Source organism: Streptomonospora nanhaiensis (genome assembly GCF_013410565.1).
In the GTDB taxonomy this organism is placed as follows: Bacteria; Actinomycetota; Actinomycetes; order Streptosporangiales; family Streptosporangiaceae; genus Streptomonospora; species Streptomonospora nanhaiensis.
Genome location: NZ_JACCFO010000001.1, coordinates 4,492,651 through 4,504,912 on the forward strand (window position 1 = coordinate 4,492,651; position 12,262 = coordinate 4,504,912).

General features: G+C 74.8%; 11 protein-coding genes and 1 pseudogene. 8 read left to right on the plus strand and 4 right to left on the minus strand.

Annotation, left to right across the window (positions count from 1 at the left end):
* Positions 1-34 precede the first annotated feature (34 nt).
* Together HNR12_RS19885 and HNR12_RS19890 are read right to left on the minus strand one after the other, a co-directional pair.
* The gene (locus HNR12_RS19885; RefSeq protein ID WP_179769019.1) at positions 35-742 is read right to left on the minus strand and encodes a hypothetical protein; all 708 of its coding nucleotides are present in this window, start codon (positions 740-742) and stop codon (positions 35-37) included.
* A gap of 91 nt (positions 743-833) precedes the next feature.
* Positions 834-2,363 (minus strand): LCP family protein, encoded by a 1,530-nt coding sequence (locus tag HNR12_RS19890; RefSeq protein WP_308118915.1) that lies wholly within the window; start codon positions 2,361-2,363, stop codon positions 834-836.
* Between the two features lie 404 nt (positions 2,364-2,767).
* Here HNR12_RS19890 and HNR12_RS19895 point away from each other — a divergent pair, with 404 nt between their 5' ends.
* On the plus strand, positions 2,768-3,769 hold the full coding sequence (locus HNR12_RS19895) for a glycosyltransferase family 2 protein (protein WP_179769020.1): 1,002 nt from the start codon (positions 2,768-2,770) through the stop codon (positions 3,767-3,769).
* 29 nt (positions 3,770-3,798) lie between these two features.
* Here HNR12_RS19895 and HNR12_RS19900 read toward each other — a convergent pair whose 3' ends face one another.
* The gene (locus tag HNR12_RS19900) at positions 3,799-4,575 is read right to left on the minus strand and encodes a glycerophosphodiester phosphodiesterase (protein ID WP_179769021.1); all 777 of its coding nucleotides are present in this window, start codon (positions 4,573-4,575) and stop codon (positions 3,799-3,801) included.
* Positions 4,572-5,357, minus strand: a complete 786-nt coding sequence (locus HNR12_RS19905; protein WP_179769022.1) for an IspD/TarI family cytidylyltransferase — start codon at positions 5,355-5,357, stop codon at positions 4,572-4,574. The genes HNR12_RS19900 and HNR12_RS19905 overlap by 4 nt, the downstream gene beginning before the upstream one ends.
* A gap of 451 nt (positions 5,358-5,808) precedes the next feature.
* Here HNR12_RS19905 and HNR12_RS19910 point away from each other — a divergent pair, with 451 nt between their 5' ends.
* The 7 genes and pseudogenes from HNR12_RS19910 (at position 5,809) to HNR12_RS19940 (ending at position 12,028) form a co-directional block, all read left to right on the plus strand.
* Positions 5,809-6,633 carry an ABC transporter permease gene (locus HNR12_RS19910; protein ID WP_179769023.1) on the plus strand — a complete coding sequence of 275 codons (825 nt, stop codon included), beginning with the start codon at positions 5,809-5,811 and terminating at the stop codon, positions 6,631-6,633.
* Between the two features lie 146 nt (positions 6,634-6,779).
* Positions 6,780-7,661 (plus strand): annotated as a pseudogene (locus HNR12_RS19915) (ABC transporter ATP-binding protein); the annotation flags it as partial.
* A 145-nt stretch (positions 7,662-7,806) separates the two neighbouring features.
* Positions 7,807-8,814 carry a hypothetical protein gene (locus HNR12_RS19920; RefSeq protein ID WP_179769025.1) on the plus strand — a complete coding sequence of 336 codons (1,008 nt, stop codon included), beginning with the start codon at positions 7,807-7,809 and terminating at the stop codon, positions 8,812-8,814.
* Positions 8,815-8,817: 3 nt separating this feature from the next.
* On the plus strand, positions 8,818-9,477 hold the full coding sequence (locus HNR12_RS19925; protein ID WP_179769026.1) for a DUF5941 domain-containing protein: 660 nt from the start codon (positions 8,818-8,820) through the stop codon (positions 9,475-9,477).
* A 16-nt stretch (positions 9,478-9,493) separates the two neighbouring features.
* A complete protein-coding gene (locus tag HNR12_RS19930; RefSeq protein ID WP_179769027.1) occupies positions 9,494-10,225 on the plus strand; it encodes a phosphocholine cytidylyltransferase family protein in 732 nt (243 codons plus the stop codon).
* Positions 10,226-10,230: 5 nt separating this feature from the next.
* Positions 10,231-11,280 (plus strand): iron-containing alcohol dehydrogenase family protein, encoded by a 1,050-nt coding sequence (locus HNR12_RS19935; RefSeq protein ID WP_179770743.1) that lies wholly within the window; start codon positions 10,231-10,233, stop codon positions 11,278-11,280.
* Entirely contained in the window at positions 11,258-12,028 is a 771-nt protein-coding gene (locus HNR12_RS19940; RefSeq protein WP_179770744.1) for a CDP-alcohol phosphatidyltransferase family protein, read from the plus strand. Before HNR12_RS19935 ends, HNR12_RS19940 begins: the two co-directional genes overlap by 23 nt.
* Positions 12,029-12,262: the final 234 nt, after the last annotated feature.

Here is a 12,262-nt window from a genome sequence, read left to right on the forward strand (position 1 = left end):
GCGCGGGGCGCCCGGCCAGAGGACCCGCCAGCGCTCAGCGGCGGTCGCCCCGGTGGAACTCGCGGGTGTCGTGCGGCTCGCCGTCCGCGGGCTCCGCGCCCTGCCACGGCGCGTCCGCGGCCCGCCCGCGCCGCAGCGGGGTGGTGGTCTTGGCGGGGTCGCCGTCGAGGTCGTCGGCGTAGGGGTCGCCGGTATAGGCGTCGTCGGGGTAGGCGCCGACGGGCTCGGCCGCGTCGTCCACCGTGCCCCGGGGCGCGGGGCCGCCGCGCCCGGCGGGCGCGGGCGCCGGTGCGGGCACGGGCAGCGGCGCCGGCGGCGGGTCGCCCGCCCGGTAGGAGCGCCAGCGCGAGGGCACCACGGCCGAGATGAACAGCAGCGCGCCCACCAGCAGGCCCGCCGGCAGGCCGGGGCCGCGCGGGTGGAACAGGGAGTCCGGCGGGATCCAGCCGGGCAGCACGGCGTCGACCGAGCCCGGCGCCAGCACCGGCCACAGCGCGTAGGCCAGCGGCACGGCGCCCGCGACGAACGCGGCCAGCGGCGTGACCCGGGCGCCGGCCAGGAACCCGCACACCACACCCACCGCCATCAGCGTGCCGACGGCCGCCAGCGCGAGCGGGGAGAACCCCTCGGCGCCGCCGCGCAGCACGTTGGGGTACAGCTCACCGCAGGCCCAGGCCAGCGCGAGCCACAGCGGCGGCGCGAGGGCCAGCCCGGCGAGCAGTCCGGTCAAATGGCGCAGCATGGCGGCCTCCTTGGGGGATCGGCTCCGGGGCGGCGCCCCCGTCCTCCACGCTATCCGCCGGGGCCGCCGGGCGCCGGGGCGCGGCGGCGGGTCAGCCCGAGCAGACGGTCTCGGCGGCGGTGGCGGGGCCGTCGCCGCCCTCGGGCGCCTCGGGCGAGGGCGAGGGGGAGGCCGCGTCCTCGGGCGGGCGGACCTCCTGGTAGTTGAACCCCACGACGACCTGGATGCGGTCGCCCAGGCCGGCCGCCTCCTCCAGCGACGCGCCGGGCAGGGTCTCGGCGACCATGGCGGCCTCGCCCCGGTGGCCGGGGCCGTGGCGCAGCACGGTCTCGGGCACGTCGGTGCTGGACCAGTTGCGCGCGGGGTCGGCCACCTGGAACCCGGCGTCGGTGAACGCGGTGCTGGCCTGGGCGCCCAGGCCGGGGATCCCGGTGCCGTTGAAGACCTCCAGCTCCACGTCCTCGGGGCGCGGCGCGGTGCCCCCGCCCGCCGCCGAGGCGCCGGCGCCTCCGGTACCGCCCTCCAGCGGCTTGTCGGCCGAGATCCTGGCGAACATGTCGGCCGCGGCGGCGGCGTCCCAGGTGACGGCGACGTCGCCGCGCGGGGTCCAGAAGTCGGTGCTCTCCAGCGGCACCTGCGCGAACGTGACGTCGTCCAGGGTGATGTCGCGCAGCTGGCCGGCCAGCTCGTTGAGCGCGGCGGTGTCCAGGCCCTCGTCGACGGTGACCGCGCCCAGCGCGGTGTCGAGGAAGGCGCCGAAGCGCTGGGGGTCGGTGAGGGTGTCGGTGCTCAGCGCGGTCTGCAGCATGGCCGCCACGACCTGCTGCTGGCGGTCGATGCGGTCGATGTCGCCGCCGGCGGTCTGGCGGGTGCGGGCGAAGGCCAGCGCCTCGGTGCCGTCCACGCGGTGCGTGCCCGCCGGCATGTCCAGGTGGGCCTTGGGGTCGTTGATCGGCTCGGTCAGGCACACCTCGATGCCGCCGAGCGCGTCGACCACGTCCACGAACCCCGAGAAGTCGACCTCGACGTAGTGGTCGATGCGCACGTGGGTGGCCGACTCCACGGTCTGCACCGCCAGCGCCGGGCCGCCGTAGGAGTAGGCGGCGTTGATCTTGTCCTTGCCGTGGCCGGGGATGTCCACCCAGGAGTCGCGGGGGATGCCGACCACGGTGATGTGGTCGCGGTCGTGGTTGAGGTGGACCAGCATCATGGTGTCGGAGCGGCGGCCGTCGGCCTGGCCCACGCCGAGGTCGGCGCGCCGGCCCCGGTCCATGCCGTCGCGGGTGTCCGACCCGATCACCAGGAAGTTCAGCGCGCCCGTGGCGCCGGCCTCGGGGCGGTCGCCGTCGGCGAGGTCGCCGAACACGTCGAACCGGTTCATCTGGCCCGACACCCACCCCGACAGCGACCACGCGGTGCCCGAGGCCAGCAGCACCAGCACCGACATCGTGCCCGCCAGCAGCAGCAGGGTGCGCTTGCGGCGCACCCGGGGGCTGGGCGGGGTGAACGCGCGGCGCCGGCCGGGCTCGGGCGGGAGGGGCGCGGAGCGCACGCGGTGGAACTCCGCGCCGCGGTCGGCCCGGCCGCCGCCGCGCCGGTCATGGCCCCGGCGGTCGCTCACAGCATCCTCCGTCCGCTCTGGCCGCAGCGGAGTCGGCGCGGACTGCGCTGGCGGCGCGGCCCGGCGGTGCTCGGCCCGCCGGCCCCTCCACTCGCGTCCTCTAGGTTGTCACCGAATCCACCGATCGGTCGCCCGATGTCACCTGTCGGCGTGTTGCCCCTCTTGGCGCACTCGCGTCCGCCGGCGGGGGCCCGTCGCCCGGTTGGACGCGGCCCCGGCGGACACGGTTGCGCCGACGTGTGGTTCCCCGCCCGGGCGTGCCCAAACGCCGTGTGGGCAGGGGGTCGCGGGCGGGCGGCGGCGTCCGGCGGGTGGCCGGACCCGGCCGCCGAGTGCAGTACCGTTGCGACTGCGAAGCCGCGAAGGAGCCTCGCGACCCGTTGACCTGACCGTTGGAATCGCTCGTGACCTGGCCGGCCGTATCCGTCGTCATGCCCGTCCTCAACGAGGAGCGCCACCTCGCCCAAGCGGTGCGCCACGTCCTCGCCCAGGAGTACCCGGGAGATCTCGAAGTCGTGCTCGCGGTGGGTCCCAGCACCGACCGCACCCGCGAGGTCGCCGACACCCTCGCCGCGGCCGACCCCCGGGTGAAGGTCGTGGACAACCCCACCGGGCGCACCCCCGCCGGGCTCAACGCCGCCATCGCGGCGTCCTCCCACTCCATCGTGGCCCGCATCGACGGCCACGCCATGATGCCGCCGGACTACCTGGCGGTGGCGGTGCGCACCATCGAGGAGACCGGCGCCGACAACGTCGGCGGGATCATGGCCGCCGAGGGCGAGACCCCCTGGGAGAAGGCGGTGGCCGCCGCCATGACCTCCAAGATCGGGGTCGGCAACGCCCGGTTCCACACCGGCGGCGAGGGCGGCCCGGCCGACACCGTCTACCTCGGGGTGTTCCGCCGCACGGCCCTGGAGCGCGTCGGCGGCTACGACGAGGCGTTCCTGCGCGCCCAGGACTGGGAGATGAACCACCGCATCCGCAGCACCGGCGGGGTGGTGTGGTTCGAGCCGCGCATGCGGGTGTCCTACCGCCCGCGGCCCTCCGTGGGCGCGCTGGCCAAGCAGTACTTCAACTACGGCCGGTGGCGCCGGGTGGTGGCCCGCCAGCACAAGGGCACCATCAACCTGCGCTACCTCGCGCCGCCGCTGGCCGTGCTGGGAATCGCCGTGGGCCTGGTGGGCGGGTTCTGGCTGTGGCCGCTGTGGCTGGTGCCCGGCGCTTACGCCGCCGCGATCGCCGGCGCGGCCGTTCCGCTGGGGCGGGGCCTGCCGGCGCGCGCCCGGCTGAGCATCCCGGTGGCCCTGGCCACCATGCACATGGCCTGGGGGATCGGGTTCATCACCAGCCCGCCCGGCCTGGGCGCCGACTCCCGCGTGGCCCAGACCCGGCGCGAGCCCGCCTAGCGCGCCCCGCGCGGGCGGGCGGTGCGCCCTCACCGCAGGGCGGCGATCGCGCCCGGGACGTCGTCGACCACGACGGCGTCCACACCCGCCTCGGCGAACCGGGCGGCGTCCACCGGGCCGGGGCACCACGACACCACCTCCAGGCCCGCGCGGTGGGCGACCTCGACCGTGTAGCCGACCTCGCGGCGGCCCGGCCGGGGCTCCTCACCCGCCAGGCCGAAGGAGCGGGCGTCGACGGCCACGATCGCGCAGCCCAGCCCGGCCGCGCCCGCCACCGCCTGGTCCAGCGGATTGCGCACGAACGGCATCCACGCGGTGGGCACCCCGGGCGCGTGCTCGTGGACGTACAGCAGCGCGGCGGGGTCGAAGGAGCACACGAACAGCCGGCGGCGCCCGGCCTCGCGGCGCAGCACCGGCGCCAGCAGCGCCATGGTGCGCCGGTGCCCGGGGTCAACGGCGTCCTCCATGACCGACTTGACGTCGACGTCCACCCCGACCTCGGGCGGCACCGCCTCCAGCGCCTCCTCCAGGGTGATCAGCCCCGCCTCGCGGCACAGCGCCGAGGGCAGGTCCACGATCACGCGGCCGTCGGGCAGGGCGGGGTCGTGGTTGACCACCAGCACGTCGTCGGCGGCGCGGCGGACGTCGACCTCGATCCAGTCGGCCCCGGCCTTGGCCGCCGCGGCGAAGGACTCCGCGGTGTTCTCGCGCAGGCCGTCGACCGTGCCGCGGCCCAGCCCCCGGTGGCCGATCACCTCGGTGGCGGTGAACACCCGGCCGCGCGCGGCCGCGCCCCCGCCCGTCACCGCAGCGCCTCCGCGGCGGCCTCGGCGCGCAGCCGCAGCAGCACCTCGGCGACCTCGACGTCGCCGGGGTGGGTGATCTTGATGTTGGCCTCGTCGCCCTCGACCACCCGGACCGGCTCGCCCGGCAGGTAGCGCAGCACCACGCCGCAGTCGTCGGTGGCCACCAGGGCGGGGTCGGCCAGCGCGCTCTCGTAGGCCCGGCGCAGCACCCCCAGGCGGAAGCCCTGCGGGGTCTGCATCCGGCGCAGCGACGCCCGGGGCGGCACGGCGCGCAGCATCTCGGTGCCGCCGGGCCCGGCCGCGACCTCGACCACGGTGTCGCCCGAGGGCACCGCCACGCCCACCGCGCCCGCCGTGGCCAGCGCGGCCACGCAGCCGCTGATGACCGCCCGGGTGACCAGCGGCCGCGCGGCGTCGTGCAGCAGCAGAAGGTCGGAGTCGCGGCGGTGGGACACCGCGGCCAGCGCGGCAGCGGAGGTGGCGGTGCGGGTGGCGCCGCCCGGCAGCACCGCCGACACCTTGGCGAGGTCGGCGCCGGCCACGATCCGCTCCGCCTCGGCCAGGTGCTCGCCCACCATCAGCACGATCACGTCGTCGACCTCGGGCGCCGCGCAGAACGCCGCCACCGCGTGCTCCAGCACGGCGCGCCCGGCCAGCGGCAGCAGCTGCTTGGGCAGGCCGCCCCCCATGCGGGCGCCCACGCCGCCCGCCAGCACCGCGGCGGTCACGTGCGGGCGGTCCGCCCCGGCCGCACCGCCCGGCGCGGACTCCTCAACCGGCATCGACTCCCTTTCTCCGCGTGGTCGATAGCCGAGGGTAGCGGACCCGCGCCGGGCGCCGCCGGTGTCCGGCGAGAACGCCTGGCCCGGCGGCCCGGCCCGCGCCCGCGCACGGGGTAGGCTGAGGCGCGCCGGGCCGGTGGGCCCGGCGCACCCGGCGGGACCGGGCGGGCCGTGCGAGGCGCCGGCCGAGCGCGCCGGCGCGCTCCGGCGCACCCCACGCGCCCGGCCGCCCACCACCGCGCCCCGCGCACCGTCCCGCCGCTCGCAGGAGAACTCCCCGGTCCGGCGCCACTCGGCGCCACTCGGCGGTGCCGAGCACCGCCGTGGCCGCGCCGCGCGGTCCGCGCCGCCCGGAGGCACCGCCCAGGCCCCCGCACGGCCCCGCGCGGTGCCCCCGTACGGGCCGGGGCGCGTGATCCCCCCGTCTGATCCGCTCCATAAGGAGGTGGCGGTGCCGTCAAGGGCGCTGGCCGTCTGGCAGAACCGGCAGGTCGTGAGCCTCCTGGTCGCGCGCGACCTCAAGGTCAAGTACCAGAAGTCCATCCTGGGCTACGCGTGGTCCATGCTGGAGCCGCTGGCCATGGCCGGGGTGTACTTCTTCGTCTTCGGCCTCATCTTCAACACCAACCGGGGGGTGCCCGGCGGCGACGACGCTCCGGGCGGCTACCTGCTGTTCCTCATCTCGGGGCTGCTGCCCTGGCTGTGGTTCTCGCAGTCGCTGAGCCAGGCCCCCAACGCGCTGATCTCCCACGCCAAGCTCATCACCACCATGAAGGTGCCCCGGGAGATCTTCCCGATCGAGGTGGTGGCCGCGAAGTTCGTGGACTACCTGTTCACCTGGCCGGTGCTGCTGCTGTTCGTGTTCGCCCTGGGCGGGCGCACCAGCGCCGAGGGGCTGCTGGTGTGGCTGCCGCTGGCGATCGTGGTGCAGATCGTGTTCTCACTGGGCATGACGCTGCTGCTGGCCTCGGTCAACGTGCTGGTCCGCGACATCGAGCGGGTCGTGCGTATCCTGAACCGGGTGCTGTTCTACGCGTCGGCCATCATCATCCCGTCGTCGCTGGTCCTGGACTCCGACTTCCCCGACTGGTTCGTCACGCTCTACCAGCTCAATCCGCTGCTGGGTATCTTCAAGATGCACCACGCGGTGTGGTACCCGGCCGACGCGCCCAACGCCCTGATCCTGAGCACGAGCATCGGGGGAGCGCTCATCCTGCTCGTCGCCGGATACCTGACCTTCCGGCGCCTGGAGACTTCCGTCCTGAAGGAGCTGTAATGGCGGAGCCGGTCATCGAGGCCAAGGGGCTCGGCATCAAGTTCGCGATGAACCGCAAGCGCCGGCGCAGCCTGCGCGAGATGCTCATCCACGGGACCAAGCGCGACCCCAACGCCTCCGGCGCCGAGTTCTGGCCGCTGCGCGACGTCTCCTTCTCCATCGAACAGGGCGAGTGCGTCGGCATCGTCGGCAAGAACGGCACCGGCAAGTCCACCCTCCTCAAGATCATCGCGGGCGTGCTCATCCCCGACGAGGGCACGGTCGAGGTCCGGGGCAAGGTCGCGCCGCTGCTGGAGCTGCGGGCAGGGTTCAACGGCCAGCTCACCGGCCGCGAGAACATCTACCTCGTGGGGTCGCTGCACGGCATGAGCCAGCAGACCATCGACGAGCGCTTCGACGAGATCGTGGAGTTCGCCAACATCCGCGAGGGCTACATCGACATGCCCGTGCGGCACTACTCCAGCGGCATGAAGGTCCGGCTCGGCTTCGCGCTGATCTCCCAGTTGGACCACCCCATCATGCTGGTGGACGAGGTGCTGGCGGTGGGCGACCGCGCGTTCAAGCGCAAGTGCTACCGCGCCATCAGCCGGATGCTGGAGGCCGACCGCACCATGGTCCTGGTCTCCCACAGCGAGGGCGACCTGCGCCGGTTCTGCACCCGCGGCCTCTACATGAAGGACGGCCGCCTGGTGCTCGACACCGACATCGACACCGCGCTGGCGGCCTACCAGGCCGACGCCCAGGCCGAGCAGGAGGCGCAGAAGGCCAAGCGCGCCGCCAAGCAGGCCAAGGCCGAGGGCGCGCAGGCCGCCGGCGCGGCCGGGCGGAACCAGGCCGCTGAGACCGGCGACACCGGGGAGACCGGCCAGGCGGACCAGCCGGCCGCGCCGCCCGGTCCGGGCGCGCCATCGGACTCCGCCGCCCCCGAGGGCTCGGGCACCCCGGCCGCCCCCTCCGAAGACCCCGCCGACCCCGCTCAGGGCAGCGGCGACCGCACCCCCGGCCGCGGTGACGACCGCGCCGCCTGACCCGCGCCGCCCGGCGGCGCACGGCCACCGCCACGGCGGCGCCATGGGCGGATCCGGGTTCGGCCATATGGGGTGTGCCGGTGGTTGCCAGAACCACCCTCGCGGGTAGACGGTGAACGCGAGCGCGCACGGGAGGGGCACGGCTGTGTCGGACGTCGACGCGCGCAGCGGCGGCAAGGGCGCACGGCGGCCCTGGTCAGTGGCGCGCCGGCTGCGCGAATGGCAGGTCGGTCCCACCGGCATGTCGCAGATCGGGCTGCTGCTGGCCGTGGCGGCGGCCGTCTGGTTCACCGACTCCGGGGTGCGCGGCGCCGTCGTGGGCTCGCTGCTGCTGGCCCTGGTGCTGTGCACCGACCCCGTCGCCGAGCGGCTGCGGGGCGACCGGCCCGACCGCCTGGAGCTGTGGCTGTCGCTCATGCTGCTCCGGCTGCGCGAGTACGTCGTCTACGTCGGCCTGGCGGTGGGCGGCGCCCTGGCGGGCGTGCCCGACGCCTGGGCGTGGGCGGCCGGGGCGCTGATCGCCCAGGCACTCCAGGACTCCGTGGCCGCCGCGCGCGGCGCCCGCGCCGGCGAGCCCGAGTGGATTCCCGGGCCCGACGGGGGCACCCCTCTCGACGCGGTCGACCCCAGCCGCGACGTCGCCGACCGCTCGCCCAGCGACCCCTCGCTCGCCGACGAACTGCTGGGCGACCCCCGCGAGCCCGAGCCCCCCGCCCCCGCCGATGCGCCCGCCGGCGCGACGGCGGCCGGAGACCCGGCGGCAACTGTCCCCGCGCCGCGCGCCGCCCCGGCACCCGAGGGCGGCGCCGACACGGCGGACACAGAAGGCACGGACGGCACGGAGGGCCCGGCCGGCGCCCGCCTGCGCACGGTGCCCGCCGGGCGGCCCTGGCCGGGCTGGGCCCACGCCCTGTGCCGCTCCGCCGCCGCCGACACCGGATCCGCCGCCCCGGCCGGCGCCCGCCCCGGCCTGCGGGTGCCCCCGCCGGTGCGTGCGGTCCTGGCCTTCCCGCAGATCGCCCGCTTCGCGGTTGTCGCGCTGACGATAACGATTTGGGACGCGCGGGTGACGTTCATCGCACTGATCGCGGGCTGCGCCCTGGCGATCGCCGTCGAACTGGTGGAGACCACCACCCCGGACACCGCGAGGTAACCTATGGGCGCGTCCCCTCGTCCGCCGGCCCGCTCAGGCCCCGATCTGCGGTTTCTGCGCGACGACGGCCACCTGAGCACCGCCCTGGGCCGGCTCGCCGCCGGCGGGCTGCCCCCGCTGCTTCCGGCCGTCGCCGGAGCGCTGGTGGTGGGGGTGCTGCTGGTGGCGGGGCTCAACCGGCTGTCAGGCATTACCCTGTTCGCACCGGTGGCCGCGCTGCTGCTCTCCGGAGTGGCCTCGGGGCATCCGCACGACGGGCGCTTCGACCGGCTGGTGCCGCCGATCCTCCGCGCGACCGAGTATCTTTATCTGCTCGCGCTCGGCTACGGATCCGGTGTCCCCGGCCCCCTGGTGTTCGCGCTGGTGGCCGTGGTCGCGCTGCACCACGCCGACGCCGTGCACCGCACGCGCTGCGGTGTGCGCCCCCCGGCGTGGCTCATGCGGGCCATGCTCGGCTGGGACGGCCGGATGTTGGTCACGGCCGTCGGCGGCGCACTAGGTTGGCTGCCGTTCACCTACGGTGTACTTGCGGGTTACCTCACGGTCCTGCTCGTCTGGGAGGCCACGACGGGCTGGCTGGCGACCCCCATCGCGGAGGCGGAGGCAGAGCCCTCGGAGGCCCCGCGCAACGACTCGGGAGGCGTGGACGCCTCCACTGGCTAAGGAGGAGCACGCCTACATGCTCGGTATGGTTCTTGCCGCCGGAGCGGGCCGCAGACTGCGCCCATACACCGACACCCTGCCCAAGGCCCTGGTGCCGGTCGATGGTGAGACCACCATCATGGACATCTCGCTGCGCAACCTCGCCGCGGCCGGGCTCACCGACGTCGTGATCGTCGTGGGCTACCGGTCCGAGGCGGTGGAGCAGCGCAAGGAGGCCCTGGAGCGGCGCCACGGGGTGAAGCTCACCCTCGTGTACAACGACAAGGCCGAGGAGTGGAACAACGCCTACTCCCTGTGGACCGCGCGCGAGTACTTCTCCGAAGGCGTCCTCCTCGTCAACGGCGACACCGTGCACCCGGTGAGCGTCGAGGAGACCCTACTCGCCGCCCGCGGGCCCGAACTGCTCCTCGCGGTGGACACGGTCAAAACTCTGGCCGAAGAGGAGATGAAGGTGATCCTGGACGACTCCGGGCACCTCAGCCGCATCACCAAGCTGATGGACCCGGCCGAGGCCGCCGGCGAGTACATCGGCGCCACCCTCATCGAGGGCTCCCTGGCCGGCCGGCTCGCCGACGCGCTCAAGGCCACCTGGGAGCGCGACCCCCAGCTCTACTACGAGGACGGCTACCAGGAGCTGGTCAACCGCGGCGGCAAGGTCGCGGTGGCCCCCATCGGCACCGTCGACTGGGTCGAGGTCGACAACCACGACGACCTCGCCCGAGCCCGGGAGATCGCATGCCGCTACTAGCCCGGATGCTCGCCGCCCCCCTGGCGATCGACGTCCGCCGGGGCGCCATCGGCTCGCTGGGCACCGTGCTCGCCGACCGCCGCATCGCCAACGAGGGCCGCATCGCGGTGGCGGTCGGCCCCGGGCAGGGCTCCCAGATCGCCGCCGAACTCGACCTGCCGCACTGCGAGGTGTTCAAGGTCGAGGGCGGCAGCGTGGACGTCGCCACCGAGCTGGGCAAGAAGCTGCGCGCGGGCGCCTATGAGGCCGTGGCCGGAATCGGCGGCGGCAAGACCATCGACGTCACCAAGTACGCCGCCTCGATGGCCGGCATCCCCATGGTCGCGGTGGCCACCAACCTCTCCCACGACGGCATCGCCTCGCCGGTCAGCTCCCTGGAGCACGAGAGCGGCAAGGGCTCTTACGGAGTCACCATGCCGGTGGCGGTCGTGGTCGACGTCGACTACGTGCGCGCCGCGCCGCAGCGGCTGGTGCGCTCGGGGATCGGCGACGCCGTGAGCAACCTCTCGGCCATCGCCGACTGGGAGCTGGCAGGCCGCGAGCAGGGCGAACCCGTCGACGGCATGGCGGTGACCTTCGCCCGCGTGGCAGCCGAGGCCATCCTCAACCGGCAGGACTCCGTGGACTCCCAGGACTTCCTGACCGCGCTGGCCGAGGCGCTGGTGCTGTCGGGCATGGCGATGTCGGTGGCCGGCTCCAGCCGCCCCGCCAGCGGCGCCTGCCACGAGGTGCTGCACGCCATCGACCAGCTCTACCCCGGCACCAGCAACCACGGGGAGCTGGCGGGGGTGGGCGCGCTCTACGCCTACTTCCTGCGCAGCCGCTACCAGGGCGAGGGGGAGTCCCGCCTGGAGGACATCCGCGCCTGCCTGCTGCGCCACGGGCTGCCCGTCGTGCCCGCCGACATCGGCCTGGACGAGGAGCAGTTCGCCCGCGCGGTGGCCCACGCCCCCTCCACGCGCCCGGGACGCTACACCGTCCTGGAGCACCTTGCCCTGTCGGACGACGAGATCAGGCGGAGCGTCGGTGAGTATGCCAAGACCGTCGGTCGCTGAGGTCCGCGCCGGCGGCCAGCCCGAGGGCGTCAAGGAGCGCGTCAACGAGGAGCACTGGGCCGGCCGCCTCTACATGCGCGACATCTCCCCCTACCTCAGCACCCTGTTCGTCCGGCTGGGCGTGCCGCCCAACCCCATCACCTACCTGATGATGGTGTGCGGGGTGCTGGCCGGGGTGGTCCTGGCGTTCGGCGGGCTGTGGTCGGCGCTGGCGGCGCTGCTGCTGGTGCAGGTCTACCTGCTGCTGGACTGCTCCGACGGCGAGGTCGCGCGCTTCACCGGCCGCACCAGCACGGCCGGCATCTACCTCGACCGCATCGGCCACTACCTGGCCGAGATCGCGCTGCTGATCGGCCTGGGCATCCGCGCCCAGGGCGAGTTCGCGGCGGGCGACTGGGTGGTCGCCGGCATGGCCGCCGCCCTGGGGGCCGCGGTGATCAAGGTCGAGACCGACAACGTGGTCGTGGCCCGCGCCAAGGCCGGGCTGCCCGAGAAGGTCGCCGACGCCGCGCTCCAGCCGCGCTCGGCCGGCCTGGGCCTGGCCCGCAAGGCCGCCGCCGCGCTGCGGTTCCACCGGGTAATCCAGGCGGTGGAGCTGTCCCTGCTGGTGGCGGCGGTGGCCGTGGTCGACGCCGTGCGCGGCGACCTGCTGGCCACCCGGGCGCTGGTGGCCGTGTGCGTGGCCGTGGCGGTGCTGCAGTCGGTGCTGCACCTGGTCAGCGTGCTGGCCTCGCGCCGGCTGGAGTAGCCGGCGGGGTGCCGCCGGCCCGGCCGCCGACCGCGGGGCGTGTGCGGTGAATCACGCCACGAACCCCTATGCTTTATTTCTTCGTTAGGCCATTCATGCGATGGTTAATTTGAGTACACCTGTCATCCACGTCCACGAACGGTGTCTATGACCAGCCCAGCTCTCTCCGGCGTTCCGGCGACCGAGCCGCGGGAGGCCTCCGCGCGGCGGCCGGTTGGCTCTGACGACACCTCG